The organism is Flavobacterium swingsii, assembly GCF_900111965.1.
Taxonomy (GTDB): Bacteria; Bacteroidota; Bacteroidia; order Flavobacteriales; family Flavobacteriaceae; genus Flavobacterium; species Flavobacterium swingsii.
Window position 1 is genome coordinate 156,718 of the sequence record NZ_FOJT01000005.1, and the last position, 26,748, is coordinate 183,465.

Consider the following 26,748-nt stretch of genomic DNA (forward strand, 5'->3'; position numbering starts at 1 on the left):
TTGTAGATTTGATAAAATTAAAAAATAGCAAATGTCAATTATTGTAAATAAAGTCATAGAGTATGTAGAAAGAAATGTGAATACGCTAATTGAATATTCGCCTAAACTAGTTACTGCTTTTTTTATTCTGGTGGTAGGTCATTATGCTATTAAAATTTTTAAAAAATTAGTTAATAGGAAAGCACTAAAAAGAGAATTCGAACCCACACTTTCTAAATTTCTTATAGATATTCTTATTTGGTTGTTGCGTGTTTTACTTTTTGTAACTTTTATCTCTAAGTTAGGAATAGAAACCGCTTCTTTTGTAGCAATTATTGGTGCTGCAGGTTTAGCGATTGGTCTTTCTTTGCAAGGTTCATTGTCTAATTTTGCGGGTGGAATTCTTATTATATTGTTCAAACCATTTGAAGTAGGTGACTCAATCGAAGCGCAAGGTGTTTCGGGAACAGTTTTAGAAATTCAGATATTTGTAACCAAATTATTAACAGGAAATAACCAAACGATATTTATACCAAATGGCAGTTTGTCTAACGGGAATATTATAAATCACTCGCTCGAAGGAACTCGTCGTGCAGATTTATCGATTTCAGTGTCGTATGATGCCGATTTGAAAAAAACAAAAGAAATTATTATGACCGTTTTAACTCAGAATGAAAAAATATTACAAGAACCTGCATCTTCAGTAGAAGTTTCTGCACTTACGGAAACAAGTGTAAAATTAGCTATCAGACCTTGGGCAAATAATGAAGATTTTTCTAAAGTTTGTGCTGAAACTTTAGAAAATTGTAAGACTGAATTGGGTAAAGCTGGAATTGTAATCGAAAAAAAGTCGTAATTATCTTAAATTAATAGCTTCATCTCGAACAGTTATATTTTTTTGTTCTAAATGAGAGATTAATTTTTTCCAAGTTTTAGTTCTTAGACTACTCGCTGAATATACATTCGTTTTATAATTGTTGTTAATAATTCTCAGGCAAATAGTTGAACGTTGAGGAGTATCAATTACGATTTCCTTGATGTCTTCAATTCTATGAATTTTATTTTTCCAGAACCAAATACTATTTTTAACTACCAAGAATTTATCAGTCAGTATAAAGTAATTAATGCCAAAACTAATAAGACCACCCAATATTAGAAAAACAAAACTTAATATGATATACGGAGCTATCATATTGACTTTGGAGGGGATTCTATATATATAAATAAAATATAAAGGACTAGCTAGAAATCCGTAAAATAATATTCCAGTTAAGGAGAATAAATGATTGTCATTAAAAATCTCACCTTTTTCTAATTTGATACTTTCTATTTGATTCGGTGGATTATAAATTTCAAAATATAGATTGTTGAATGTTGATGATTTATCGATTAATATTTGCTTGGCTCTTTCTAAAACTATTCTTATTTCAGAAGAATTAGAATACTGTTCAATCCATAAATGTTTTATTTCTCCATTTTTAAAATTAAAAGTTGTGGTTTCTGATGGAGAATAATAAAACTTCCAAAATTCTTTTTTCCCAGTTAATTCAATATTCTCAATGTCATTCCAATCGTGTTTTGTTGAATTGAAAATCGTTGAAAACTTTATCCCATCTCTGTCTATTGTAAACCTAGGAAAACGGTTTAGTAATCTTATGAGTAGAAAAATGATTAAAAGTAAAGACAAAATGGGGATAAAAACACCAGTAGTATCATTCGTTTTCCCTGTCTCAAGATTATTAATTGTTGAAATTATTAGTGGAATTCCAAAGATTCCAAAGAAGGCTAGAGGAAAAAGTGCAATTACAATAAATGGTGCTAATATCAATTTGCTTTTAAGTATATCCTTCATTTTTTTGTTTTAGTATATAGCCATACTCATAACTAAATGAGTATTTATTAAATTTAAGGCTTTCTGAAATTTCTATTACTACTAATTTTAGGGAAACTAGCTTCTTCAGTTTTGCTAGAAGGTTCGATAAGATTGTTTAATTCTTCTATTTCAGCATCAGTCAAATCTCGGTAGCGACCCACAGGAACATCTAGCGAAATATTTATAATTCGGATTCTTTTTAGCGAAGTAACTTCGTAACCCAAATATTCGCACATTCTACGAATTTGTCGGTTTAAACCTTGTGTTAGCACGATTTTGAAAGTGGTTTTGCTAATCTGTTCGACCTTACATTTCTTGGTTACGGTATCTAAAATTGGGATTCCGTTGCTCATTTTTTGAATGAATCTGTCGGTAATTAGTTTGTTGACTGTTACAGTATATTCTTTTTCGTGGTTGTTTCTTGCGCGCAGAATTTTGTTTACAATATCACCATCATTGGTCATAAAAATAAGACCTTCGCTGGCTTTGTCTAATCGTCCAATCGGGAAAATTCGTTTCGGGTAATTAATGAAATCGACAATATTATAACGTACGTCTAAGTTTGTTGTACATTCTATTCCTACTGGTTTGTTGAAGGCGAGATAGACTGGTTTTTCCGTTTTTTCTCGAACTAATTTCCCGTCAACACGCACTTCGTCACGATGCGAAACTTTGGTTCCCATTTCTGGAACAACGCCATTTATTGTGATACGGCCTTCGTCGAGCAATTTGTCTGCTTCACGACGCGAGCAATAGCCAGTTTCTGACAAAAATTTATTAATACGGGTTAAGTTTTCTTCCATTTTGCAAAGATAAGGATTTTCTGGGAGGTTCAAAGTTGTAAAATTTTACAAGTATTCCTAAATTTTAATTTTAGCCCTGATGGAGTGGAAATCCTTGTCTCGTTTTTTTTTTTTTAACGAGACAAGATTAAAGCGACAGCAGGAAGAAACCATTCCTGGAAATGCCTGAAAGATTACGCTTCGAATAAAAACTGATAAATCTTTTGGTTTAATTTATCGTCGTGCATGCTATGGCCGAGGTTTTGGGTTTCTATAAATTGTGCATTTTTCCAAGCCGATGCGATTTTTTTTGCTTCGGAAAAAGCAACAACATCATCGTGAATATCATGTGCTATAATGCCTGAAATTGTTGCGCCTTTTAAGAAATTTTGGCTTGTAAATTCGTCGGTATTTACATTATAACGTTGTTTGATATAGGTTTTGATGAGTTGGTATACTTTAGAATTTAGTCCCAAGAGATTAACATAATTTTGCATTAAAATATTAAAATCTGATGGTGAACCCAATAAGATCATTTTTTCGAGATGGTCTTGTTTGTAATTGTGTTGGTAATAGGCGCAAGCTACGCCGCCCATTGAGTGTCCGATGATGAATTTGGGTTGGTGAATTTTAGAAAAAACATTGATAAACTCAGCATAAGTAGGAATGTTAAATTCTTTGCCGCTACTCAGTCCGTGTGCTGGTGCATCGATAGCAATAATGGTGCTTCCCGATTTTATGAGCAAACGAATTAGTTTTTCCCAACGTGCTGCATTGCTTTCCCAACCGTGAATCAATAAAATTTTATTTTCGTTCCCTTGCCAAGTATAAGTTTGAAAATAATGATGGTCGTGACTGATGGTTTCTTTTGTGGCTTCTTGCAAAATTTCGGGAAGATTGTCGGGTAATAATCGACCGTCTCTAGGTTCACTAAAATACCCATAAGCCATTAACAATGCTTTATCAGGCATTATATAACTGAGTAAGTTAATATAAAGCCCGATGGATTTTGTGAGTATAAATTTTAAATTTTTTTGCATAAAAAAAGCCTTCATTTAGAAGGCTTAATATACTACATTTTGGCGAATAATTTCTCCATTTTTTCTTTTTCTTCTTCAGCTAGTGAGCTGTCTACTAAAATACGACCACTGTGCTCGTCTGTAATTACTTTTTTGCGTGAAGCAATTTCCATTTGAATTTGTGGTGGAATTGTAAAGAATGATCCTGCTGATGCTCCTCTTTCGATAGAAACTACTGCTAAACCATTTCTTACGCTAGAACGGATTCTTTTGTAAGCGATTAGCAAACGCTCTTCGATTTTTTCTTCGAATTCTGATGATTTTTCAGATAAGAATTTTTCTTCTTTTTCAGTTTCAGACATAATTGCCTCTAATTCTGATTTTTTATGCTTCAAGTGATTAGATTTTGCTTCTAATCTTTCTTTCGATTGATTGTAAACTTCTTTCTTGTGCTCGATAGAAGCTTTCATTTCTTTGATGTGCTTCTCAGACAATTGAATTTCTAATTCTTGGTATTCAACTTCTTTTGTTAAAGAGTTAAATTCTCTGTTGTTACGAACGCTATCTTGTTGTTTCGTATATTTTTTTATTGATTCTTTGTGCTCATCAATAGCATTTTTCTTTTCTTTGATTTTTTCGTCGATAGATTCTAAATCAACTTTTAGTTTTTCTAAACGAGTGCTTAATCCTGCTACTTCATCTTCTAAATCTTCCACTTCTAGTGGCAATTCGCCTCTTACATTTCTAATTTCGTCAATACGAGTGTCGATTAACTGTAAATCGTATAACGCTCTTAACTTCTCTTCAACGTTCAATTCTTTTGTAGCTGCCATATTTATAAGTACTTAACTGGATTTGTATTTTCTTCTGATAAAACGATTCCACTAATAGCCGAATCGGGTGCAAAATTAATGATTTTTTTCGTAAGATAATCAAATATATAGTTTTTTGTGTATCGTTCGCTTTCAAAATGACCAATATCTGCTAAAAGTAACTGATTTTCAGCTTCATAAAACTGATGGTATTTTAAATCGGCGGTCAAAAAAGCATCGGCACCAGCCATAATAGCATTTCTAATTGCAAAACTTCCAGCTCCGCCAAGAACGGCAACTTTTTTTATTTTTTTATTTAAAAAGGCACTGTGACGAATGCCACCGCATTGCATTTTGGTTTTTACCAATTCTAGAAAATCTTTTTCGTTCATTTCAGTTTCTAGTTCGCCAACCATTCCCATTCCTATATTTTGATGCGAATTTTGTAAATCGTAAATTTCGTATGCGACTTCTTCATATATATGAGTCGAAAATAATGCCTTTAGGATTTTGCTTTGCAAATGTTTTTCGAAAACCACTTCTATTTTTATTTCGTTGGTTTTTGTGAGTTCGCCTTTATTTCCTACCGATGGATTACTATTTTCGTTTCCTTTATAAGTACTAAAACCCTCAGAATTGAAACTGCAATCATCGTAATTTCCTATTGTTCCAGCTCCAGCTTGTAACATCGCAGTACGAATTGCATCTGCATTTTCCGGAATGGTATAAGTAACTAATTTTTGAATAAAATTTTGTTTTGGTATTAAAACTTTCGTGTTTTTTAATCCTAAAGCATCACAAAAAATCTTGTTTACACCTTGCAAATGGTTGTCTAAAGCGGTGTGAACCGCATAAATAGCGATGTCATTTTTTATCGCTTTTATAATAGATCGCTCTACATAATTCTTGCCCGTAATTTTTTTTAAACCTGAAAATAAAATAGGGTGGAAGCAAACTACGAGATTACATTTTTTAGCAATAGCTTCGTCAATCACAGTTTCTAGTGCGTCATGACAAACTAAAATACCTGTTGCTTCGTTGTTCGAATCGCCTACGAGTAAGCCTACATTATCAAAATCTTCGGCGTAGGCGAGTGGCGCCATTTCTTCAAGAAAGGAAAGAATTTCTTTTATTTTCATTGTAGTTTTCGATTGTTTGAGATTGTAAATTTACAATTTTAGGAGCAAAAATAGTTTAAAATATTTTCAACACGAATTACACTAATTTTCACGAATTAATTTGTAAAAATTGGAATTAATTTTTTTAGAACAATAAATTTTAAATGTTTTTTTTATGTTAAAAAAACCTTTATTCTTTTTATCTATTGACTTTTAAAGGTTATTTTAGCGTTTTCCATTTTCGGAAGAAAAAAAAGCATATCATGAAACATATCACATTATTACTATTCTTTTTTATTACTATAAATGTTTTTTCGCAAGAAAATAACATCAAACATATTGTTGCAAAAGGCGAAAGCGTTTACCAAATTGCTAAAAAGTATAACGTAAAACAAGACGATATTTTTAGGCTAAATCCGGAATCTAAAAATAAACTAAAATTGAATTCAGTTTTATTAATACCAAAAGCGGAAGTTGTTTTAGATAAAAAAGCAACCACAATAACGCACGAAGTTTTACCCAAACAAACACTTTACGGAATTTCGAAACAATACAAAGTTTCTATTGATGATATTAAAAAAGCCAATCCAATTATCGAAAAAGAAGGTTTGGAAATTGGACTTCAATTAATTATCCCTGTCGATAAAAATTATAAACCAGAGAAAGTTATTGTTTCGGAGCCATCGAAACCAATAAAAAATATTGAACCCGAAAAGCAAACAATAATTTCTGACGAAGAAGAAATGACACACCTTGTTTTAGCAAAAGAAACAAAATACGGAATTTCGAAAAAATATGGCGTTAGTATTTCCGAATTAGAAAAACTGAATCCAGAAATTGTTAAAGAATTACCTATTGGTTTTCATCTTTTAATAAAAAAAGGAATTAAAAAAGAAACCGTTGTTGCCGAAGCTCCTGTAATTAAGGAAATAAAAAATAAGTTAGAAAGTAAGAAAAAAGAAGAAGTAAAACCTCAAATCGAGGAAGAATCTGATGAAGAAACCGAAGAAGCAACTGCAGCAACGCCACAAATTAGAATACTAGAAATAATTCCTCATAAAGATGAAGAAGAAGTTGCGGCGAAGCCATTATCGACAGAAGGTATGAGTAAAGCAGAGCTGCTAATTGCCACAGCTTCGGAGAATATTGGAGTTAGATACAGAAGCGGCGGAACCAGTAAAGAAGGTTTCGATTGCTCGGGATTAATGATAAATACTTTTAGTACTTACGATATAAAACTACCAAGAAGTTCAAGCGAAATGGCTAGGTTTGGTAGCAATGTTAATGAATCTGAAGCGCAAAAAGGGGATTTAATTTTCTTTGCTACTATGGGGAAAGGTCGTGTGAGTCACGTAGGTATGGTAGTCGAAGTGGTTGGTGATGAAATAAAATTCATACATTCTTCAACAAGTGCTGGAGTAATAATTTCTTCTAATAAAGAAGCGTATTATGCCAAACGATTTGTAAAAATAAATCGAGTTTTGGAGTAATTATTTTTTTATTCGTTAATTTCCATAACTCTAAATTCAACTATTTTTTTAATTAATTCATAAGGAATGTCTTCATTTAATGGAAACTGAATAGAACCTTTTCCTGTTTTATATTTAGAGATTTCTTCTTGAAAAGCTTTATTTCCTGATGGTAAAGCATAAAATCCTATATGATTTTTGTATGCTGCAAAATAAACTAAAACCTTCTTTTGTTTAAACGCTGGCATATTATAACTAATGGTTTCTTCCGCATTTGGAGCAGATTTTTGAATGCATTCTCTAATTTTATTCAAGATTGTTGCTACATTTTCAGGAAAATCTGCAATGTATTCCTTAATTGAAGCATATTTTTTAGTTTCCATAATTGAAGAAAATATTTTTATCTAAATTATAAAAAAATCCGCTTCAATTTATAAAAGTGAATTGTCTATATCTTAGATTACTCAAATTTTTAACGCTACTAACTTCGCAATATTTTTTCCATTTTTCTGCCTTTTGCTAACTCATCTACCAATTTATCTAAATATCTAACCTGTTGCGTCAAAGGATTCTCGATTTCTTCTATGCGATAGCCACAAATTACTCCAGTGATGAGAGGTGCATTGGGATTTAGCGAAGCCTGTTGGAAGAATGTTTCAAAAGTCACCTTTTCTGTTATTAGTTCCTTCAGCTTTTCGTTGTTGAAGCCTGTTAACCATTCTATGACTTGATGCAATTCTTCTTTTGTTCTATTTTTCTTTTCAACTTTTGCAATATACAAGGGATAGACCGTGGCAAAGGTCATTTTTGCAATACGTTCATTGTGTTTGTCGAGATTGTCCATGCTCTGTGTTTCTAGCGTTATTCTTTTGTCAAATATCAAATATATCAAAAAAAATCCGCTTCGATTTCTCAAAGCGGATTTGTTATTTTATGAAATCTGACCTAGTTACTAGTAATAAGTATATCTTCTTACTTTAGCAATATATTTTGCCAAACGAATTACTTGGTGACTGTAACCGTATTCGTTATCATACCAAACATACAATACAATGTTTTTACCATCGGCAGAAACAATTGTTGCATTACTATCGAAAATAGCTGGAGCTGAAGTTCCTACGATATCAGAAGATACCAATTCGTTGTTTAATGAATATTTAATTTGCTCAACAAGTTCTCCTTCTAAAGCATATTTTTTCATGATATTGTTAACGTCTTCAATCGAAGTTTCTTTTCCTACTTCAAGATTTAAAACTACTAATGAACCATTAGGAACAGGAACACGAATTGCATTTGAAGTTAATTTTCCAGCTAAACTTGGTAATGCTTTTGCTACTGCACTTCCTGCACCAGTTTCGGTAATTACCATATTTAATGCTGCTGCACGACCACGACGGTATTTTTTATGCATATTGTCGACTAAATTCTGGTCGTTTGTATAAGCGTGAATCGTTTCTAAATGTCCTTTTACAACACCTAATGTATCTTCAACCGCTTTCAAAATTGGTGTAATTGCATTGGTTGTACAAGAAGCTGCAGAAAAAATATTTACTTCATCTGGATTGTACTCGTTTTGGTTTACACCATGTACGATATTTGGAACACCTTTTCCTGGCGCTGTCAATAATACTTTATCAACTCCTTTTGATGTTAAGTGTCTTGCCAATGCTTCTTGAGTTGTAAAAGCACCTGTGTTATCAATAACTAAAGCGTCATGGATTTCATAGGCAGTATAATCGATATCTTCTGGCTGATTTGCTGTAATGATATGAACGGTTGTTCCGTTGATAATTAAAGCATTATTTGCCACATCGGCAACGACCGATCCTTGAAAATCTCCGTGAATAGAGTCGTAACGTAACAATGAAGCTCTTTTTTCTAAAGTGGTTGCATCGTTTTTGTCACGAGTTACAATAGCGCGTAAACGCAATTGGTTTCCTTTACCCATTTTAGACATTAATTCTCTTGCTAATAAACGGCCAATACGTCCGAAACCATATAAAACAACATCTTTTGGGTGAATGTCTTCGGTGTTTTTAGCATCTTTTAGTTTGTCAATTACAAATGATTTTGCATCATTGTATTTGTTGTTTTCAAGATGAAATTCGTAAGTTAGTTTGCCAATATCTAGTTTAGATGGTGGTAAATCTAGCGATAATATAGCTCTGGCAATTTCTACCGAATCAAATACTGAGATTGGTTTGTTTACAAACTCTCCTGCATATTCGTGTAGGTTAATGATGTCGCTTACATTTCTGTCGATAAGTTGGTTTCTGAAAAGAACCATTTCGATAGATTTGTCGTACCACAAATCGCTAATTATTTTTATTAATTCGACTCCAGCTCTTCTTCTGTCTGCTTGAAAAGCGATTTCTTTTTCGTAAACCGTTGTGTTGCTCATTGTTTAAGTAAAAAAGGATTATTATTTTTTGTGATGCAAAAGTATCAATTTCAATCGTTTTCGTAAAGGATTTTTATAGTTTTTTTAGTATCAAAAAAAAACCAGTCTAAAAAGACTGGTTGGTTTAATTTTCCTCAAATTATGTTATAATAAGAATCTCAATATCTGGCCATTTACCGTAATTAACTCAATTTGAGAACGTTGGCTTTCAGCTTTTTTAGATAAAACTTTAGTCACGGTTTCAATATCAGTAGCTTTTACATTATCGATACTTAAAATGACACCGCCTTTTAGTTGCTCTGCATAACCGGCAAGTTCATCATTGGTAATGTTTTCGATTTTAACACCATATTTAATATTGAATTTCTTCATATCACCATTATCAATATCGGCTAATTCTAAACCTTTCAAATCGTAATTGATGAGTTCTTTTTTGGTCAATTTTACAGGAATAGTTATGTTTTTTTCGTCACGAACAATTCCTACTTTAATTTCGTCATTCGGACGTTTTGTATTAATGTAAGAAGTTAAATCGGAAAATGACATGATGCTTTTTTCATCTAATTTCTGGATTATGTCTCCTTTTTTAAGCCCAGCTTTTTCGGCACCAGAATTTTTAGAAACTTTATTTATAAGTACACCTGTACTTTGTTTTATTCCTAATTCTTTCGAGGTGGCACTATTCAGTTCACCAGCTTCAATACCTAAAATACCACGTTGTACGTTGCCGTATTCCATCAAATCTTCAACAATTTTACGAGTTAAATTAGACGGAACAGCAAACGAATAACCAACATAAGAACCAGTTTGAGAAGAAATCATCGTGTTTATCCCAATCAATTCCCCACGAGTATTCACTAAAGCACCACCACTATTTCCTGGATTTACAGCGGCATCGGTTTGTATAAACGATTGGATTCCGCCGCCAGACAAATCTCTGGCTTTTGCCGAAACAATTCCAGCGGTAACGGTCGATGTCAAGTTATACGGATTTCCAACTGCCAAAACCCATTCACCCACTTTTAGATTGTCCGAATCACCAAAAGTAGCATAAGGCAATTTCTCGTCGGCATCTATTTTTAGTAAAGCAACATCCATTTTACTATCGGTTCCCACTAATTTTGCTTTGTATGTTTTATTGTTGTTTAACGTAATTTCAAGTTCCGTAGCACCTTTAACCACATGATTGTTTGTCACAATATAACCATCGGCACTAATAATCACGCCTGAACCAGTCCCTACTTGAGTTTGCTGACCTCCACCGCCACGAGAACCATAAAAGAACTCTAACATAGGATCGCTCGGCACATTATACACGGTCATATTTTTTACGTGAACCACCGTATGAATGGTATTTTCTGCGGCTGTCGTAAAATCAGTATTTTCGGCAGTAAAACCTACATTTTTGGCATAATTAGTACTCGCAATCGACAATTTAGAGGAATTTTTCTCTTCCATAAATAATTTGTAAGCACCCAGCGTTGTAGCTCCGCTTAACAAAGACACAAAAAATAAACTTGCAAATTTTTTCATAGTTAAATATTTTTAGATTTTAAATTCTAAACGTAAATTTAGAAATTTGTTGCCATCAGAAAAACAGTTTAACGCTCGTTTAACAACTTTTAACTTAACATTAATATTTGTACTTTTGTAATAGTTTTTAGGAGCACAACATTATAGTTTCTAAGAACATCGTTCCTGCTGTACGTTGCAATCTTGCCAAAAAAAGCAAGGATTTCCACTTCCATCAGGGCTAAAATTCAAATTAGTCTTTCTAACAACCGAATAACCAATAAAATGATACTCTACAAATACCAAGGAACAGGAAACGATTTTGTCATGATAGACAACCGTTTGCAAGCATTTCCAAAAGAAAATACAGCACTTATCGAAAAACTTTGCGACAGACGTTTTGGTATTGGAGCCGACGGTCTTATTTTGTTAGAAAATGATGAAACCACCAATTTTAAAATGGTTTATTACAACTCTGACGGAAACCAAAGCTCTATGTGTGGCAACGGTGGACGATGTTTAGTCGCTTTTGCAAAAAAACTAAATATTATAAATAATGAAGCAACATTTATAGCAATAGATGGTTTGCATCACGCCACAATAAATGAAAATGAAATTGTTTCACTACAAATGAAAAATGTAAGTGAAGTAAAAATTCACGATAATTATATTTTCTTAAACACAGGTTCGCCACATCACGTTCAGTTTGTAGATGATTTGTCTAATTTTGATGTAAAAAAAGAAGGAGCAAAAATCAGATACAGCTATTTGTATGGTAAACCAGGAAGTAATGTCAATTTTGTAAATCAAATTTCCGAAAATGAATTTTCAATCAGAACCTACGAACGTGGTGTAGAAGACGAAACACTTTCTTGCGGAACAGGAGCAACGGCAACCGCAATTGCTGTGAAAGCTATAGGGAAAACAAATTCGAACAACATTATTATAAACGTACAAGGCGGAAAACTCGAAGTTTCGTTCGATGAAGAAAACGGTATTTTTACAAATGTTTTCCTAAAAGGACCAGCAGAATTTGTTTTTGAAGTGAATTACGAATTTAATTAACCTATTTTGATAACTTTAAAAGGAAATAATATTTATTTACGAGCATTAGAACCAGAAGATTTAGACTTCATCTTTGGTGTAGAAAACAACGAAACTATTTGGGAAGTTAGTAATACACAAACGCCTTATTCTCGATTTTTAATCAAACAATATCTCGAAAATGCCCATCAGGATATCTATGAAGCCAAGCAATTGCGATTGGCTATTTGTAAAAATAATGCATCAAAACCTTTAGGATTAATAGATTTATTCGATTTTGATCCCAAAAATAATCGTGCAGGAATAGGAATTGTTATCGAAAACACAGAAAACAGAAACCAAGGTATAGGAAAAGAAGCTTTGTCTCTTTTAGTAAATTATGCATTTATGAAGTTAAATCTGCATCAATTGTATGCAAATATTGGAAGTAATAATGAAGTTAGTTTAAAGCTTTTTACTACTTTTGGTTTTCAAAAAATTGGAAGCAAAAAAGATTGGACTTTTCACGAAGGAAAATACTTTGATGAAGAATTGTTTCAATTGATAAACACAAAAATTTAAAAAATAACGTTTTGAATAAAAAGAAAATTGCCATTATAGTTTCATTAATCTTAGTAGCTTCGGTAGCTATTTATGGTTATATCAATATATTTTCAAACAATACAAAGTTCGACAAAAATGAACTTTACGTTTTTATCCCAACTGGCTCAACTTACGAAGATGTGCTTAAAATTATCGAACCGAATGTAAAAAATATTAATACATTTAAATTCGTTGCCGAAAAACGTTCTTATAACGACAATGTTTTTCCAGGTAGGTTCTTGTTCAAAAAAGGGATGAATAATTTTCAATTAATAACGGCACTTCGTCACAATGAACCATTAAAATTGGCTTTTAACAACCAAGAAAGTTTAGAGAAATTAGTTTCTCGCGTTTCCTCTCAAATGGAAGTAGATAGTACGACACTGATTAATAGCCTGCGTGACACTGTTTTTATGAAAAAAAATGGTTTCAATAACGAAACGATTCTAGGTATGTTTATTCCAAATACTTATGAAGTAAAATGGAATATTTCGGCAGAAAAATTCCGTGAAAAAATGGCAAAAGAATATACCATTTTTTGGAATAACGACAGATTAGCAAAAGCCAAAGTACTAGGAATGACTTCTCAAGAAGTTACTACATTAGCATCAATCGTGCATAAAGAAACAGTAAAAATCGACGAACGTCCTCGTGTTGCTGGAGTTTACCTAAACCGATTAAAACTAGAAACACCATTACAAGCAGATCCAACGGTAATTTTTGCAGTCAAAAAAGAATCTGGCGATTTCGACCAAGTGATAAAAAGAGTTCGTGGCAACATGTTACATTCTTCCTCTCCGTATAATACTTATGTTCATACTGGATTGCCTCCCGGACCAATCGCTATGCCAGATATTTCAGCTATCGACGCAGTGTTAAATGCCGAAAAACACGATTATATATTCTTCTGCGCAAGTGTAGAACGTTTTGGTTACCATGATTTTGCAAAAACGTATGAAGAACACCAAGTTTATGCAAAAAAATACGCAGAATGGGTTACTAAGTTAGGTATCGAAAAATAATTTTGAAATTATATTACTACATATATTTAAGTTTATTCTTCTTTTCAATTCCAATTTTTGCTCAAAACAGCATTGATGATTTCTTAAAACCTGCCGATTCTTTAATCATTCCAAGAAGAAATACAGTTGTAATTACTGAAGCTGTTGCTATTTCTGGCGCTTTAATTGGCTTGAACGAATTATGGTATAAAGACTATCCGAAATCTAAATTTCATTTTATAAATGACAATAAAGAATGGCTCCAAATGGATAAGTTGGGACACATTTATTCTGCTTATCATATAGGAAACACTGGTGCAAATTTATTGCAATGGAGCGGTGCTACAAAAAAGCAACAATTGCTTTATGGATCAACGTTGGGTTTTGTATTTCTAACAGCTGTCGAAGTTCTTGACGGATATTCCCAAAAATGGGGTGCTTCTTCCGGAGATATTATTGCAAATGCTGCAGGTACAACTTTATATGTTTCGCAAGAATTATTATGGAAAGAGCAACGAATTGTACCTAAGTTTTCTTTTCACACCACTTCATACGCTTCAATCCGACCAGAAGCACTCGGAAAATCATTCAATGAACAAATCTTAAAAGATTATAATGGGCAAACATATTGGTTGTCTGCCAATGTGCATTCGTTTTTTCCAACTTCTAAAATACCAAAATGGGTAAATGTTGCTGTTGGTTACGGAGCCGAAGGAATGATTTCTGGAAATAAAGGGATTTCTGACATAAATAGTAGTTTTGAAGACAAAAGATACCGCCAGTTTTACCTCAGTTTAGATGTAGATTTAACAAAAATTAACACAAAGTCGCATTTTTTGAAGACTGTTTTCTCGATTTTCAATATTATAAAAATCCCCGCACCAAGTGTCGAATTAACATCTAACGGAGTTGTTAACTTTCATTGTTTATATTTTTAACAAAATTTAACATATTATATTTCAGTACTTTAGCTTTCGGTTGTAAATTTGTTCTGTAGAAATTTTCTAATTTTGATGGTTTTACCTAGTTAGAAAGAAAAACAATTTATGACAAAAAAACAAATATTTTACATCGGAATATTTGCCTCAATTACAATTTTAAGTTCTGGTTTTAAACCATTTTATTCTGAACTTTTTCCTTGGTTTCATATCTTTGAAAAAGAAGAAATGTTTTATACCGTACCTACCGAAACAGAACTTAACCAAACCTTTTTTAATATCCCATTTACCGGAAAAACTTTTATAGGATTTAGACAGTCTTTGGCTGTTCGTGAATCTCAAGGAAAGTATCATAAAGTAAATACGCTTGGATATTTAGGGAAATATCAGTTTGGTTCAGAAACTTTACGAATTTTAGGAATTAGAGATACAATTTCTTTCCTAAGAAGTCGAAAATTGCAAGAGAAAGCCTTTTTAGCCAATTTATCTAGAAATAAATGGGAACTTCGCGAAGAAATTACCAAATATTCGGGAAAAATAATAAACGGAATAGAAATTACGGAATCCGGAATTTTAGCTGCAGCTCATCTTGGCGGACCAGGATCGGTAAAAAGGTTCTTAAAAACTAACGGACGCAGAAAATGCAAAGATAATTATGGCACTTCAATCTCAGAATACATGAAAGATTTTGCGGGTTACGACACCAGTTGTATAGATGCCAGTGAAAAAGCTAAAGCCAGGCATTATTAATATGTTTTGTGAATAATAAAAATACAAGGTCGGTTGTGCAAATCGACCTTTTGTTTTTTCCATAAATTCACGGTCATCGTTTTGATATATTCTGTTGGTAAAGTAATATCACAAGCTATGCACAAAAGCGTATTGGGTTGCAAGGTTTGCAAAATATCTTCTAATAATTTGTTGTTTCGGTAAGGTGTTTCGATAAATAATTGCGACTGATTTTTATCGAAAGACAATTTTTCTAAACCTTTTATTGCGTGTTTTTTTTCAGATTTATCAATAGGTAAATAACCATTAAAGGTAAAACTCTGACCATTCATACCGGATGCCATAAGAGCTAACAGGATAGATGATGGGCCAACTAACGGAACGACTTGTATTCCTTTTTCGTGAGCAATTTTTACAATAACTGCACCTGGGTCAGCAACTCCAGGGCAACCAGCTTCGCTCATTAAACCTACATTATGACCTTCTAGTAATGGTTTTATAAAATCTAAATGCTCTTTAGCGTCAGTATGTTTATTTAATAAAAAAAGTTTTAGTTCTGATTGTTTTTTCTCAGCATGAACAATTTTTATAGATTTTCTTGCTGTTTTTTCGTTCTCGACAATATAATAATCTATAAAATCGATAGCTCTTTTGATGGTTTGCGGCAACACATCATCAGCATTCATTTCGCCAAGAGTGGTTGGAATAAGATATAATTTTCCTAAAATATTCATCTTGGTTTATTTTTTTAAAAGTCTTTCCTTAATTACATCGCAAGCTTCATCGAGCATATCATAAACTCTTGCAAAACCATCTTGTAAACCGTAATAAGGATCCGGAACATCTACATTTTCATCAGGAAATAATTCATTAAGAATGAGTTGCACTTTTTCTTTTTCATTTTCATGAGAAGCAAGTGCAATTACATCTTTATAATTCTGATTATCCATTACATAAATGTAATCAAAATCTGAAAAATCTTGTTTCGAGAATTGACGACCTTTTAAGTTCGAAATATCAATCCCTTTTTCCTTTGCAATTTTTATAGATCTTGCATCGGGCGGATTTCCTATATGCCAATGTCCAGTTCCAGCAGAATCTACAATAAAATCTGATGAAAGTTTAGATCGTAAAATACCTTCGGCAAGTGGAGAACGACAAATGTTTCCCAAACAAACCATCAATACCTTTGTAGTCATGTCTTAAAGCGATAATTTTTTGTTGATATCGTCAACAAATTTTTTGAATTGTTTGTCGGTAGAAACTAAATTGTCAACTGTTTTGCAAGCATGTAAAACCGTAGCGTGATCACGGTCTCCAATTTGAGAACCAATATTGGCTAAAGAAGCTTTGGTATATCTTTTTGCAAAAAACATAGCCAATTGTCTTGCTTGTACCACGTGACGTTTTCTTGTTTTAGATTGCAAAATTTCTAAATCTAATTGAAAATAATCGGAAACTACTTTCTGAATATAATCTATAGATACTTCACGTTTTACATTCTTAACAAATTTCTCGACTACTTGTTTGGCTAATTCTAAAGTTACTTCTTTTTTGTTGAAAGAAGATTGTGCAATAAGTGAAATTATAGCGCCTTCAAGCTCACGAACATTACTTTTTATGTTGCGTGCTACATATTCGATGATTTCTTCAGGAATTTCGACACCATCACGATACAAAATATTCTTTAAGATAGATATTCTTGTTTCGTAATCTGGTTGGTGTATTTCTGCTGACAATCCCCATTTGAAACGAGATAACAAACGTTGTTCGATATCTTGCATGTCAACAGGTGCTTTGTCTGAAGTAAGAATTACTTGTTTCCCGTTTTGATGCAAATAGTTGAAAATGTGAAAAAACACATCTTGTGTTCCTGTTTTCCCAGAAAGAAATTGCACATCATCAATAATTAAAACATCAATGAGTTGATAAAAATGTATAAAGTCGTTTCTTGTATTTTTCTTAACAGAGTCTATATATTGTTGTGTAAATATTTCGGCAGAAATATACAACACGGTTTTATCTGGATATTTGTCTTTTATCTCGACACCAATGGCGTGAGCCAAATGCGTTTTTCCTAAACCTACACCACCAAAAATAAGTAATGGGTTAAATGACGTTCCACCAGGTTTGTTGGCAACAGCCATTCCTGCAGAGCGAGCCAACCTATTAGAATCACCTTCTAAAAAGTTATCGAAACTATAATTTGCATTTAGTTGTGATTCGATTTTTAGATTGCGAATTCCGGGAATAATAAAAGGATTTCTTAATTCTGGATTTTTTTGTTGCACTGGAACATCAATTTCTTGTGTTCTTACAGGAGAACGGTGTGCACTTGGTAATTGTTCCGTAAATGGAAGTTTGTTACCATAAGTGTTTTCCATTTTAATTTTATAAAGTAACTTTGCATTTTTGCCAAGCTCTTTAGTAAGTGCTACTTTAAGTAATTTTACGTAATGTTCTTCTAGCCATTCGTAAAAGAATTTACTAGGTACTTGAATATATAACGCGTTATCAGTTAATTCGACAGATTTAATAGGTTCAAACCATGTTTTATAGGCTTGCTCCTGAATGTTATCTTTGATAAAAGATAGACAGTTGTCCCAGACTGATTCAGCAGTTTTATTCATAGTTTGCATGCTTACGCTTTAAAATTATAAGGTTATTTTTACAAAAAAAACAAGTAGTTTTTTTGATTAATTCGGGATAGCAAATATGATTCATAAAATCGTTAAAAAAAAATTTTTGTGCTATTGATTTTATAAAAAAAATGTCGTAAGAGTATTTTCTAAACGTTAAACAATTATTAAAAATATTAAATAAAAAGATGAAAGAATATCAATTTAAAGTCCGTGTTCGTTATGCCGAAACTGACCAAATGGGTGTAGTATATCACGGAAATTATGCGCAATATTTCGAAATGGGACGCGTGGAATGGCTTAGAAACCTAGGGATTTCTTATAAATGGATGGAAGAAAATGGAATTATGCTCCCAGTGGTTTCGCTAACCATGAATTACAAAAAACCAGCACGTTACGATGATGAACTAACGGTAAAAACAATCTTTAAAAGTCAGACTTCTGTTAAGATAGAATTTGATTATGAAATTTATAATGAGAAGGATGAGTTGTTAACAACTGGTAACTCAGTTTTGGTATTTGTAGACATGAAAACAGGACGGCCAACTTTACCTCCAGATTATGTAAATGAGAAATTGAAGGAGATTTAAATTAACTAAACTTCTTTTATACCAACCTCAAAAATCCCATCGAAAATGTCAAATATACTTTTGGCATTTTTTTTTCGGGTAGAAATTTCTATTTCGCAAGATTCTTCCATTTTTTGGGCAACGATTGTAATATTTTTTTCTTTGATAACTCGCATCACTTTATTCATATTCTTATAATCGAAATGAACTAAAAAATGAATATCAATAGTTTTTTCGATAATCTCAGATTCTTCGAGCGCCATTTGTGCGGCAGTTTTGTAGGCCGTTATAAGTCCGCCAACGCCTAATTTTACACCACCAAAATACCGAACTACAACCACCAAGATGTTAGTAACATTGAAAGATTGAATTTGTCCGTAAATTGGCATTCCTGCACTATTATTGGGTTCGCCATCATCATTAGCGCGATATTGAATTTTATCGGTGCCAATCTGATAAGCATAACACCAATGTCGAGCCGAAAAATGTTGTTTTTTAAGACTTTCGATGTGTGTTTTTACTTCTTCTTCAGAATTTATTGGAAATGCATAGCCAAAAAACTTGCTGTTTTTTTCTTTAAATAAAACTTCAGTTGATGGTTGATTAATAGTAAAATAAGTGTCTTGAATTTCCAAAAAAAAAAACTATTTAAGAATAAATTTCTTATCGAAAAGTTGGGTAATGTCTTCTTCTCCTGGAACAATATTCCAAACTTGCATGCCTAAAGAGGCAGCAATATCTGTATTTTCTTTTTTATCATCAATGAACAATGTGTGTTTTGTTGACAAAGCATGTTTTTTGATAATATAATCGAAAGCTTGAGGATCTGGTTTTCGTACTCCAATTTCGAAAGAAAAATACACTTTTTCGAAACATTGGTAAAACTCTCTTATAAACGTTGCGCCAAGCATGTGCTCGAATTTTTGGATATGAATCTCGTCAGTATTACTTAGTAAAAATAACTTATAATTCATCATTGATAATCCTTGCAAAAACTCTAATCTTTTCAGAGGGAAATCTAAAAGCACAGCATTCCAAGCATCTCTTAAATCATCGATAGAAGCGTTTGGAATTAATTTTTTTAGCCCAATAATAAACTGAACTTCTGTTAGTTTTCCTCGTTCGAACTCTTGATTTAAATTTTCGAGCTCATCGTTCCAAGAATGTAAACCTAATTTTTTTAATGCATTAAGCGAAGCATCTCTATCAAGATTGATAAATACATCGCCAAAATCGAAAATAATAGTGTTAATCATAGTTTAAATAGATTAATAGTTCGTCATTGTCTATTTTGCTTTTCGCCACTATTTTTCCAGTAATTACGGGGGCTTTTGTACCACCAGAAAACATCTCTTTTCCTCTAAAAATTCTTGCTTCGTCCCACAAATTTGCATCTATAAAAGTTTGCAAGGTTTGTTTTCCACCTTCTATAATTACGGACTGTAAATTATTATCAAATAAAAACGTCGCAATCTGCAAAGCTACATTTTCAGAATAATCAATTGTCTTGTCAGAAATTACAAACGTTTTTTGACTAATATCAAATATATAACTTTCTTTTGAAATTCTATTATTTTTATCTAAAACTATTCGTATCGGATTTTTTCCAGTCCAATCACGAACATCTAATTTCGGGTTGTCATCAATAACTGTTTGGGTTCCCACAAGTATTGCTGCTTCTTCACTTCGCCATTTGTGTGCTAATTGTCGGGAATGAATATTGGTAATCCAAACTGGTTTTTGTTCGTTTTTTGATGGTGGAGCAATAAATCCGTCTTCAGTTTCTGCCCATTTTAGTATAATATAAGGGCGTTTTTTTTCGTGAAAAGTAAAAAAACGTTTGTTGGATTCTCGACATTCCGCTTCAAGAATTCCTACAGTTACATTGGCACCAGCCTCTATCAGTTTTTTTATTCCTTGTCCTGATACTTTACTGTTAGAATCTACCGTTCCGATAACCACATTTGGGATTTTATTTTTGATAATCAAATCACAACAAGGAGGTGTTTTTCCAAAATGACTACAAGGTTCTAAACTGACATAAATCGTCGATTTTGCTAATAATTCTTTGTTTTTTACAGATAAAATAGCATTTACTTCGGCATGATTTCCGCCATAAGCAGCCGTGTAACCTTCTCCAATAATTTTATTTTCAAAAACAATTACAGCACCAACCGAAGGATTTGGCATTGCCGATGGTAAACCATTTTTGGCTAATTCGATGCAACGTTTTATGTAAAATTCATGTATCTTCACATCACAAAAATAAAACTTTTAGTTTAGAAGTTTAGAAGTTTAAGAGTTTAGTTTTATGATAATTATTAGAGAGATTCAACAAAAAGACAATCAAGCAATTGCAAAAATCGTTCGTGATGTTTTAATGGAATTGGGCGCGCCAAAAGTAGGAACTGCTTATGCTGATCCGCAATTGGATTTTATGTTTGAAACGTATCAAAATCCGAAAGCAAAATATTTTATTGTCGAAAACAACGAAATTGTCATTGGTGGAGCTGGAATTGCGCCATTAGAAAACGAAGCAGAAAGCATTTGCGAACTACAAAAAATGTATTTCTTGCCAGAAGCTCGAGGATTGGGAGTTGGTTCTCAATTAATGGAAAAATGTCTTGAAGTTGCTAAAGATTTTGGCTACGAAAAATGCTATTTAGAAACCATGCCGTATATGGAAGCTGCGCAAAAACTGTACAAAAAAGTTGGTTTCGAATATCTTTGCGAGCCTATGGGAAATACGGGCCACACTTCTTGTCCGGTTTGGATGATAAAACAGTTGACAAATGCTAATGAATAATGATAATTCAAAAAATGCTAATAAAAAACTACAGAACACAATTTACAGAAGAGCTAACTTCAATTTTTGATGAAAAAGAAATTGAAAGTTTTTTTTATATCATTTTAGAAGCTTTTCATGAGCTAAAACGTGTCGATTTGGTTCTGAATCCCAATTTAGAGTTAGATACGATTCAGTTATTGCAATGGGAAACCGTTTTGTCGCAACTTAAAGAACAAAAACCGATACAATATATATTAGGTGAAACCGAGTTTTTTGGCTTGCCTTTTTATGTTAATGAAAATACGCTAATTCCTCGTCCAGAAACGGAAGAATTGGTCGAATGGATTATCGAAGATTTAAAGATTAAAAAATTTAAAGATTTAAAGATTTTAGATATAGGAACAGGTTCTGGTTGCATTGCGATTACGTTGGCAAAAAATCTTCCAAATGCTTCAGTTTTTGCGATTGATGTTTCAGAAAAAGCTTTGGTAACAGCCAAAAAAAATGCAGAATTAAACGAGGTAAAAGTTACTTTTATTGAAAAAAATATTCTCGAAACAGAAGATTTAAACCAACAATTTGACATTATAGTTTCCAATCCGCCGTATGTTCGGAATTTAGAAAAACAAGAAATTCATAAAAATGTGTTGGAGTACGAACCGCATTTGGCACTTTTTGTCGAAGATAATGATGCGTTACTTTTTTATCGAAAAATAACAGAATTAGCCACGAAAAATCTTTCAAAAAACGGACAATTGTATTTCGAAATCAATCAATATTTGGGTAAAGAAATGGTCGAATTGTTAGAAAAATATAATTTTGAAAACATCGAACTTAAAAAAGATATTTACGGAAATGACCGAATGATTCGATGTGTCTTAAAGTCATAAAGTCCAAAGCAAAATCTATAATAAATTATAAGTACAATTGTCATTCTGAGGAACTAAGAATCTCATTAACTCATTATGTGGGATTCTTCGTTCCTCAGAATGACAAACTACGTGTTTTAGCAATTTAAAAAATCAAAATCTACTCGTAACGCAATGCTTCAATAGGATCTAGTTTTGCGGCTTTTACAGCGGGATAAGACCCCGAAACTATAGCCACAATAAAGCTTACAACAAATGCCGCAATAATGGCTAGCCAAGGAATTACAAACTCAAATTCGATTAAAACTGCAATCCCATAACCTATTAGAATTCCTAAAATAATTCCCAACAAGCCACCCAATTGACCAATTACTAAAGTTTCCATAAAAAACTGGATCGCAATTGTACTTTTTTTAGCTCCCAATGCTTTTCTAACACCAATTTCACGTGTCCTTTCGGTTACCGAAACCAGCATTATATTCATGAGCGCAATCGAAGAACCAAAAATGGTAATAATCCCAATAAACCATGCTGATAAACCTAAATATTGCGTGATACCAAGTATTTTATTTATCAAATCATCACTGCGAGAAACCGAAAAATTAGCATCTTCAATAGGACTCAATTTTCTTACTTTTCGCATGGCAATCATTGCATTATCAACTGCATTGCTTAATAATTCCTTTTTTTCGACCATCACGCTGGTCGTATAATTTATGTTGGGAGCGGTAAACAAAGTTCGCGCCACTTGTATAGGAATCATAACCCGCATATCTTGACTATTGCCAAAAGTGGAGCCTTTTTCTTCTAAAATACCAATAACTTTAAATTTTGCGCCACGAATAGAAATCGTCTTATCAATCGGATTGATATCTTTCAATAATTTTTTTTCAAAATCAGAACCTAAAACACAGACATACGAATTGTTTTCGATATCAAAACGGGTGAAATTTCGACCTTTTACGATTTTTAGTCCAGAATTTGGCATAAAATATTCATCGACACCGAGAACAGAAGCTTCAGGATCGGTTTTCTCAGTTTCAAATTTTACTTCGGCTGTCGAAGTCGCTGTAAATGAAACAGAAGTATGGGTAAACGGATAATTAAAAATTTCTTTAAATGCTTTGGCATCGGTATAAGTAATGGTAGGATTTATTTTTTCTCTTTCGCCACCATTTCTTCGGGTTGAATTTTCATACTGATTTATAAAAAAAGTATTAGAACCCATCGAAGCAAAATCTTTAGATAATGTGTTTTCAAAAGCAGAAACCAGCGTCAGAATCGCTACCAAAGCCGTAATTCCAATAGCAATAATAAGCACCGTTAAGATGGTACGAAGCAATTGCGTTCTTATAGAACCCAGCGCAATTTTTACATTTTCTCTAAATAATCCTAGCATAGTACTTATTTGACACGAAATTACAGATTTTGTTACAAGTTTCTATTTAAAATTTTATAAATAGGCCAAAAAACAAGATATTTGCGGTTCAATTTGTGACTTTAGGTTTTATATTTTAGATTTTCTTGCGATAATCTGAATTCTAAAATCTGAATTCTGAAATCTAAAATTAAATGAAACCAAGCATACCAAAAGGAACCCGTGATTTTTCGCCAGTAGAAGTAGCAAAACGCCAATATATTATTCAGAAAATGAGAACTCATTTCGAGAAATTTGGTTTCCAACCTATCGAAACGCCATCATTTGAAAACTCCGAAACCTTAATGGGGAAATACGGAGAAGAAGGCGACCGTTTAATTTTTAAAATATTGAATTCTGGAAATTTCTTTTTTAATAAAAATAAAATCGAATTACCCGAATCGATAAACTCACTTCAAACTAATTCTGCCGAAACTATTTCTGTAAATGAATTAGTAGAATTGAACAAATTTACTAACAATATCTCCGAAAAAGCACTTCGTTACGACTTAACTGTTCCTTTTGCACGTTATGTTGTACAACATCAGAATGATATCGAATTCCCTTTCAAACGTTACCAAATACAACCTGTTTGGCGTGCCGACCGTCCGCAAAAAGGACGTTTTAGAGAGTTTTATCAGTGTGATGCCGATGTTGTTGGTTCAACCTCATTATGGCAAGAAGTAGAATTGGTACAATTGTATGATTCCGTTTTTACTGATTTGGGTTTAAATGGTGTAACCATCAAAATTAACAACCGAAAAATATTGTCAGGAATTGCCGAAGTGATTGGCGCATCGGACAAATTAATAGATTTTACAGTTGCACTCGACAAACTAGATAAAATAGGAGAGGACGGAGTGAAAAAAGAAATGATCGAAAAAGGGATTTCTGAAACTGCAATTGAAAAAGTGCAGCCTTTATTCAATTTTACAGGTTCTATTTCTGAAAAAATAACAAAATTATCTGTTTTACTTGCTGATTCAATCGAAGGAATGAAAGGCGTTGAAGAATTGCAATTTATTTGCGATAATGTAACCGATTTAGGGCTAACTTCAGCTATTTTAGATTTAGACGTAACGCTTGCTCGAGGATTAAATTATTATACTGGTGCTATTTTCGAAGTAGCTCCGCCAAAGGCTGTTTCGATGGGATCGATAGGTGGTGGTGGTCGTTACGATGATTTAACAGGTATTTTTGGGCTTAAAAATATGAGTGGCGTTGGAATTTCTTTCGGATTAGATAGAATTTATTTAGTTATCGAAGAATTAGGTCTGTTTCCAGAAACGGTGACGACAACTTCTAAAGCTATTTTCTTAAATTTTGGTCAGGAAGAAACCAAATATTCTATGAAAGCTATTACTGAATTAAGAAAAGTAGGAGTTAAGGTCGAATTGTATCCTGACAATGTCAAAATTGCCAAACAGTTTCAGTATGCAGAAAAACGTGGTATTCATTTAGCCATAATTGTTGGTGATGACGAGATGAAAAACAATCAGTTTTCTGTAAAGAATTTAGTTTCTGGAGAACAACAAAAAGTAGATTTTGAGAATTTGAAAAAGATGCTTCAATAATAAAAATACCGCAGATTGGCAGATTACATTAAAAATCTGCGAATCTGCGATAAAAAAATCATTTACTTCTAGGATGAAAAGTTTGCATAACTTGACTTAAATGTTTTCTATCTACATGCATGTAAATTTCAGTAGTGGTTATCGACTCGTGTCCTAACATCAGCTGAATAGATCGCAAATCGGCACCATTTTCTAATAAATGTGTAGCAAACGAATGTCGAAAAGTATGAGGACTTATTATTTTATTCAAACCAATTTCGAGAGCTAGGTTTTTTATAATGGTAAAAATCATGGCTCTAGTCAATTGTCTTCCTCTTCTGTTTAAGAATAAAGTATCTTCGTGACCTTTTTGTATAGGAAGCGAATTTCTATTGAAATTTTTATAAATTTCAATGTATCTTTGGGTATGTTCACTTATAGGAACAAATCGTTGTTTGTTTCCTTTACCAGTTATTTTTATAAATCCTTCGTCGAAAAATAAATCGGAAATTTTAAGGGAAACCAATTCCGAAACGCGCAAACCGCAAGCATATAAAGTTTCTAACATGGCGCGATTTCGTTCGCCTTCATTGGTTGATAAATTTATTACAGCAATTAATCTATCTATATCTTCAATATTCAAAGTGTCGGGAAGTTTTCTTCCCAATCGAGGTGTTTCTATAAGTTCTAGCGGATTGTCAGGACGATAATCTTCGAAAATGAGGTAATTAAAAAAGCTTTTTAATCCCGAAATGGTTCTGGCTTGCGAACGTGGATTGACGCTTTTAGAAATCTCATAAATAAATTGCTGAATCGTTTCGTCGTCAATTTTTATTGGAGAAACATCAATAGTATTATCGGATAAATAATTAACCAATTTTTCGATATCAAGCACATAATTATCGATAGAATTTTTAGACAATCCTCTTTCTATTTTTAGATAGGATTGAAAGTTTTTGATATACGTGTGCCAATTATTTTTCATCAATTAGATACTTTTTCTTACGTTTTTGCGTTACAGTACAATAAAAACATAAAGATATGAAAGTAACTAAAAAATTTGCATTAGCCGTATTTTTATTCACTTTTGTGAATATTGTTTCTGCTCAGGAAGCCACAAATACAGAATCTTCGTCTGGTTTGGGAATCAAAGGAGGATTAAACTTTTCCACAGTATCAAAAGGGAAATTTGAGGAAGGGCCAGATCCGAGAACCAGTTTTCATATTGGGTTTTTAGGGGAAATTCCGCTTGTATCAAAAATTTTATCATTGCAACCCGAAGTGGTTTATTCACGACAAGGTTTCGAAAAAACAGTGCAACCATTCCTTGGGTCAAGCTACAAAGTAACTTATCAGTTTGATTATGTAAACGTTCCTATTTTAGCAAAATTACATCTGGGTAAAATTATTAGCCTTGAAGCTGGACCACAATTTGGTTTTAAAGTTTCTGAAAAAATAGAAAGCGGTAATAATTCTTCTCTAGAAAATGAAGTGAATGACTTTGATACCGCAATTGCTGGTGGCGTTTCATTAAATTTTAACGGAGGTGCCTTTCTTTTTGGAAGATTTACCCAAAGTTTAAATGAAGTCATCAAAGACAGCGATTCTAAAAATATGGTTTTCCAAGTAGGAATAGGTTTTAAAATGTAAAAAC

General features: G+C 32.7%; 29 protein-coding genes. 12 read left to right on the forward strand and 17 right to left on the reverse strand.

The genetic code is table 11. The annotated features are described in order from the left end of the window. Nucleotides 1-31 precede the first annotated feature (31 nt). Entirely contained in the window at nt 32-835 is an 804-nt protein-coding gene (locus BM053_RS09885; protein WP_091476963.1) for a mechanosensitive ion channel family protein, read from the forward strand. On the opposite strand, the gene BM053_RS09890 is transcribed toward BM053_RS09885, so the two are convergent. From BM053_RS09890 to BM053_RS09910, 5 genes are all read right to left on the reverse strand, one after another. Further along, on the reverse strand, nt 836-1,831 hold the full coding sequence (locus tag BM053_RS09890; RefSeq protein WP_091476965.1) for a hypothetical protein: 996 nt from the start codon (nt 1,829-1,831) through the stop codon (nt 836-838). 53 nt (nt 1,832-1,884) lie between these two features. Beyond that, a complete protein-coding gene (rluF, locus tag BM053_RS09895; RefSeq protein ID WP_091476967.1) occupies nt 1,885-2,655 on the reverse strand; it encodes a 23S rRNA pseudouridine(2604) synthase RluF in 771 nt (256 codons plus the stop codon). A gap of 173 nt (nt 2,656-2,828) precedes the next feature. Then, complete coding sequence (locus tag BM053_RS09900; protein WP_317040208.1) at nt 2,829-3,605, reverse strand: alpha/beta hydrolase; 777 nt, start codon at nt 3,603-3,605, stop codon at nt 2,829-2,831. Between the two features lie 101 nt (nt 3,606-3,706). After that, a complete protein-coding gene (locus BM053_RS09905) occupies nt 3,707-4,486 on the reverse strand; it encodes a zinc ribbon domain-containing protein (RefSeq protein WP_091476969.1) in 780 nt (259 codons plus the stop codon). Nucleotides 4,487-4,488: 2 nt separating this feature from the next. Continuing rightward, on the reverse strand, nt 4,489-5,604 hold the full coding sequence (locus tag BM053_RS09910; RefSeq protein ID WP_091476971.1) for a Nif3-like dinuclear metal center hexameric protein: 1,116 nt from the start codon (nt 5,602-5,604) through the stop codon (nt 4,489-4,491). 242 nt (nt 5,605-5,846) lie between these two features. On the opposite strand from BM053_RS09910, the gene BM053_RS09915 reads away from it, so the two are divergent. Continuing rightward, the gene (locus tag BM053_RS09915) at nt 5,847-7,073 is read left to right on the forward strand and encodes a C40 family peptidase (RefSeq protein WP_091476973.1); all 1,227 of its coding nucleotides are present in this window, start codon (nt 5,847-5,849) and stop codon (nt 7,071-7,073) included. Nucleotides 7,074-7,081: 8 nt separating this feature from the next. Here BM053_RS09915 and BM053_RS09920 read toward each other — a convergent pair whose 3' ends face one another. From BM053_RS09920 to BM053_RS09935, 4 genes are all read right to left on the reverse strand, one after another. Beyond that, nucleotides 7,082-7,435, reverse strand: a complete 354-nt coding sequence (locus BM053_RS09920) for an iron chaperone (RefSeq protein ID WP_091476975.1) — start codon at nt 7,433-7,435, stop codon at nt 7,082-7,084. Between the two features lie 98 nt (nt 7,436-7,533). Next, a complete protein-coding gene (locus BM053_RS09925) occupies nt 7,534-7,896 on the reverse strand; it encodes a DUF2200 domain-containing protein (protein WP_091476977.1) in 363 nt (120 codons plus the stop codon). Nucleotides 7,897-8,004: 108 nt separating this feature from the next. Continuing rightward, entirely contained in the window at nt 8,005-9,453 is a 1,449-nt protein-coding gene (locus BM053_RS09930) for a glyceraldehyde-3-phosphate dehydrogenase (RefSeq protein ID WP_091476979.1), read from the reverse strand. Nucleotides 9,454-9,597: 144 nt separating this feature from the next. Next, nucleotides 9,598-10,986 carry a Do family serine endopeptidase gene (locus BM053_RS09935; protein ID WP_091476980.1) on the reverse strand — a complete coding sequence of 463 codons (1,389 nt, stop codon included), beginning with the start codon at nt 10,984-10,986 and terminating at the stop codon, nt 9,598-9,600. A gap of 264 nt (nt 10,987-11,250) precedes the next feature. On the opposite strand from BM053_RS09935, the gene dapF reads away from it, so the two are divergent. From dapF to BM053_RS09960, 5 genes are all read left to right on the forward strand, one after another. Continuing rightward, entirely contained in the window at nt 11,251-12,030 is a 780-nt protein-coding gene (dapF, locus tag BM053_RS09940) for a diaminopimelate epimerase (protein WP_091476982.1), read from the forward strand. Between the two features lie 6 nt (nt 12,031-12,036). After that, entirely contained in the window at nt 12,037-12,570 is a 534-nt protein-coding gene (locus BM053_RS09945) for a GNAT family N-acetyltransferase (RefSeq protein ID WP_091476983.1), read from the forward strand. Between the two features lie 11 nt (nt 12,571-12,581). After that, nucleotides 12,582-13,613, forward strand: coding sequence for an endolytic transglycosylase MltG (gene mltG, locus BM053_RS09950; RefSeq protein WP_091476985.1), 1,032 nt, complete (start codon nt 12,582-12,584; stop codon nt 13,611-13,613). Nucleotides 13,614-13,615: 2 nt separating this feature from the next. Further along, the gene (locus BM053_RS09955) at nt 13,616-14,530 is read left to right on the forward strand and encodes a DUF2279 domain-containing protein (protein WP_091476987.1); all 915 of its coding nucleotides are present in this window, start codon (nt 13,616-13,618) and stop codon (nt 14,528-14,530) included. A 108-nt stretch (nt 14,531-14,638) separates the two neighbouring features. After that, on the forward strand, nt 14,639-15,280 hold the full coding sequence (locus BM053_RS09960) for a peptidoglycan-binding protein LysM (protein WP_091476989.1): 642 nt from the start codon (nt 14,639-14,641) through the stop codon (nt 15,278-15,280). Here the strand turns inward: BM053_RS09960 and BM053_RS09965 are convergent. From BM053_RS09965 to dnaA, 3 genes are read right to left on the reverse strand one after another with little or no spacing between them, the layout of a single operon-like run. Further along, entirely contained in the window at nt 15,277-15,993 is a 717-nt protein-coding gene (locus BM053_RS09965) for an SAM-dependent methyltransferase (protein WP_091476990.1), read from the reverse strand. The genes BM053_RS09960 and BM053_RS09965 overlap by 4 nt on opposite strands. 6 nt (nt 15,994-15,999) lie before the next feature. Further along, complete coding sequence (locus tag BM053_RS09970) at nt 16,000-16,458, reverse strand: low molecular weight protein-tyrosine-phosphatase (RefSeq protein WP_167357337.1); 459 nt, start codon at nt 16,456-16,458, stop codon at nt 16,000-16,002. 3 nt (nt 16,459-16,461) lie between these two features. Beyond that, nucleotides 16,462-17,889: a chromosomal replication initiator protein DnaA gene (gene dnaA, locus BM053_RS09975; RefSeq protein WP_167357338.1), complete on the reverse strand. Its 1,428-nt coding sequence runs from the start codon at nt 17,887-17,889 to the stop codon at nt 16,462-16,464. 197 nt (nt 17,890-18,086) lie between these two features. On the opposite strand from dnaA, the gene BM053_RS09980 reads away from it, so the two are divergent. After that, nucleotides 18,087-18,488 carry an acyl-CoA thioesterase gene (locus BM053_RS09980; RefSeq protein ID WP_091476994.1) on the forward strand — a complete coding sequence of 134 codons (402 nt, stop codon included), beginning with the start codon at nt 18,087-18,089 and terminating at the stop codon, nt 18,486-18,488. A gap of 5 nt (nt 18,489-18,493) precedes the next feature. Here the strand turns inward: BM053_RS09980 and BM053_RS09985 are convergent, their stop codons facing one another. From BM053_RS09985 to ribD, 3 genes are read right to left on the reverse strand one after another with little or no spacing between them, the layout of a single operon-like run. After that, nucleotides 18,494-19,102 (reverse strand): IMPACT family protein, encoded by a 609-nt coding sequence (locus BM053_RS09985; protein WP_091476996.1) that lies wholly within the window; start codon nt 19,100-19,102, stop codon nt 18,494-18,496. Nucleotides 19,103-19,111: 9 nt separating this feature from the next. Beyond that, nucleotides 19,112-19,723: an HAD family hydrolase gene (locus tag BM053_RS09990; RefSeq protein ID WP_091476998.1), complete on the reverse strand. Its 612-nt coding sequence runs from the start codon at nt 19,721-19,723 to the stop codon at nt 19,112-19,114. Beyond that, on the reverse strand, nt 19,716-20,723 hold the full coding sequence (gene ribD / locus BM053_RS09995; RefSeq protein ID WP_091477000.1) for a bifunctional diaminohydroxyphosphoribosylaminopyrimidine deaminase/5-amino-6-(5-phosphoribosylamino)uracil reductase RibD: 1,008 nt from the start codon (nt 20,721-20,723) through the stop codon (nt 19,716-19,718). Before ribD ends, BM053_RS09990 begins: the two co-directional genes overlap by 8 nt. 55 nt (nt 20,724-20,778) lie before the next feature. On the opposite strand from ribD, the gene BM053_RS10000 reads away from it, so the two are divergent. Continuing rightward, the gene (locus BM053_RS10000) at nt 20,779-21,273 is read left to right on the forward strand and encodes a GNAT family N-acetyltransferase (protein WP_091477002.1); all 495 of its coding nucleotides are present in this window, start codon (nt 20,779-20,781) and stop codon (nt 21,271-21,273) included. A 14-nt stretch (nt 21,274-21,287) separates the two neighbouring features. Continuing rightward, nucleotides 21,288-22,145 carry a peptide chain release factor N(5)-glutamine methyltransferase gene (gene prmC, locus BM053_RS10005; protein ID WP_091477253.1) on the forward strand — a complete coding sequence of 286 codons (858 nt, stop codon included), beginning with the start codon at nt 21,288-21,290 and terminating at the stop codon, nt 22,143-22,145. A 139-nt stretch (nt 22,146-22,284) separates the two neighbouring features. On the opposite strand, the gene BM053_RS10010 is transcribed toward prmC, so the two are convergent. After that, complete coding sequence (locus tag BM053_RS10010) at nt 22,285-23,523, reverse strand: ABC transporter permease (RefSeq protein WP_091477004.1); 1,239 nt, start codon at nt 23,521-23,523, stop codon at nt 22,285-22,287. Nucleotides 23,524-23,696: 173 nt separating this feature from the next. Between BM053_RS10010 and hisS the strand changes: the two genes are divergently transcribed. Then, nucleotides 23,697-25,115: a histidine--tRNA ligase gene (gene hisS, locus BM053_RS10015; RefSeq protein ID WP_091477007.1), complete on the forward strand. Its 1,419-nt coding sequence runs from the start codon at nt 23,697-23,699 to the stop codon at nt 25,113-25,115. 58 nt (nt 25,116-25,173) lie between these two features. Here hisS and xerD read toward each other — a convergent pair whose 3' ends face one another. Continuing rightward, complete coding sequence (gene xerD / locus BM053_RS10020; protein ID WP_091477009.1) at nt 25,174-26,079, reverse strand: site-specific tyrosine recombinase XerD; 906 nt, start codon at nt 26,077-26,079, stop codon at nt 25,174-25,176. Nucleotides 26,080-26,135: 56 nt separating this feature from the next. On the opposite strand from xerD, the gene BM053_RS10025 reads away from it, so the two are divergent. Then, a complete protein-coding gene (locus BM053_RS10025; RefSeq protein ID WP_091477010.1) occupies nt 26,136-26,744 on the forward strand; it encodes a porin family protein in 609 nt (202 codons plus the stop codon). Nucleotides 26,745-26,748: the final 4 nt, after the last annotated feature.

What these genes read in the sequence shown, in the direction of transcription:
- BM053_RS09885 (WP_091476963.1), top strand. Translation starts at nt 32, where the DNA reads ATGTCAATTATTGTAAATAAAGTCATAGAGTATGTAGAAAGAAATGTG.
- BM053_RS09890 (WP_091476965.1), bottom strand. Translation starts at nt 1,831, where the DNA reads ATGAAGGATATACTTAAAAGCAAATTGATATTAGCACCATTTATTGTA.
- rluF (WP_091476967.1), bottom strand. Translation starts at nt 2,655, where the DNA reads ATGGAAGAAAACTTAACCCGTATTAATAAATTTTTGTCAGAAACTGGC.
- BM053_RS09900 (WP_317040208.1), bottom strand. Translation starts at nt 3,605, where the DNA reads ATGCCTGATAAAGCATTGTTAATGGCTTATGGGTATTTTAGTGAACCT.
- BM053_RS09905 (WP_091476969.1), bottom strand. Translation starts at nt 4,486, where the DNA reads ATGGCAGCTACAAAAGAATTGAACGTTGAAGAGAAGTTAAGAGCGTTA.
- BM053_RS09910 (WP_091476971.1), bottom strand. Translation starts at nt 5,604, where the DNA reads ATGAAAATAAAAGAAATTCTTTCCTTTCTTGAAGAAATGGCGCCACTC.
- BM053_RS09915 (WP_091476973.1), top strand. Translation starts at nt 5,847, where the DNA reads ATGAAACATATCACATTATTACTATTCTTTTTTATTACTATAAATGTT.
- BM053_RS09920 (WP_091476975.1), bottom strand. Translation starts at nt 7,435, where the DNA reads ATGGAAACTAAAAAATATGCTTCAATTAAGGAATACATTGCAGATTTT.
- BM053_RS09925 (WP_091476977.1), bottom strand. Translation starts at nt 7,896, where the DNA reads ATGGACAATCTCGACAAACACAATGAACGTATTGCAAAAATGACCTTT.
- BM053_RS09930 (WP_091476979.1), bottom strand. Translation starts at nt 9,453, where the DNA reads ATGAGCAACACAACGGTTTACGAAAAAGAAATCGCTTTTCAAGCAGAC.
- BM053_RS09935 (WP_091476980.1), bottom strand. Translation starts at nt 10,986, where the DNA reads ATGAAAAAATTTGCAAGTTTATTTTTTGTGTCTTTGTTAAGCGGAGCT.
- dapF (WP_091476982.1), top strand. Translation starts at nt 11,251, where the DNA reads ATGATACTCTACAAATACCAAGGAACAGGAAACGATTTTGTCATGATA.
- BM053_RS09960 (WP_091476989.1), top strand. Translation starts at nt 14,639, where the DNA reads ATGACAAAAAAACAAATATTTTACATCGGAATATTTGCCTCAATTACA.
- BM053_RS09965 (WP_091476990.1), bottom strand. Translation starts at nt 15,993, where the DNA reads ATGAATATTTTAGGAAAATTATATCTTATTCCAACCACTCTTGGCGAA.
- BM053_RS09970 (WP_167357337.1), bottom strand. Translation starts at nt 16,458, where the DNA reads ATGACTACAAAGGTATTGATGGTTTGTTTGGGAAACATTTGTCGTTCT.
- dnaA (WP_167357338.1), bottom strand. Translation starts at nt 17,889, where the DNA reads ATGAATAAAACTGCTGAATCAGTCTGGGACAACTGTCTATCTTTTATC.
- BM053_RS09980 (WP_091476994.1), top strand. Translation starts at nt 18,087, where the DNA reads ATGAAAGAATATCAATTTAAAGTCCGTGTTCGTTATGCCGAAACTGAC.
- BM053_RS09990 (WP_091476998.1), bottom strand. Translation starts at nt 19,723, where the DNA reads ATGATTAACACTATTATTTTCGATTTTGGCGATGTATTTATCAATCTT.
- BM053_RS10000 (WP_091477002.1), top strand. Translation starts at nt 20,779, where the DNA reads ATGATAATTATTAGAGAGATTCAACAAAAAGACAATCAAGCAATTGCA.
- prmC (WP_091477253.1), top strand. Translation starts at nt 21,288, where the DNA reads ATGCTAATAAAAAACTACAGAACACAATTTACAGAAGAGCTAACTTCA.
- BM053_RS10010 (WP_091477004.1), bottom strand. Translation starts at nt 23,523, where the DNA reads ATGCTAGGATTATTTAGAGAAAATGTAAAAATTGCGCTGGGTTCTATA.
- hisS (WP_091477007.1), top strand. Translation starts at nt 23,697, where the DNA reads ATGAAACCAAGCATACCAAAAGGAACCCGTGATTTTTCGCCAGTAGAA.
- xerD (WP_091477009.1), bottom strand. Translation starts at nt 26,079, where the DNA reads ATGAAAAATAATTGGCACACGTATATCAAAAACTTTCAATCCTATCTA.
- BM053_RS10025 (WP_091477010.1), top strand. Translation starts at nt 26,136, where the DNA reads ATGAAAGTAACTAAAAAATTTGCATTAGCCGTATTTTTATTCACTTTT.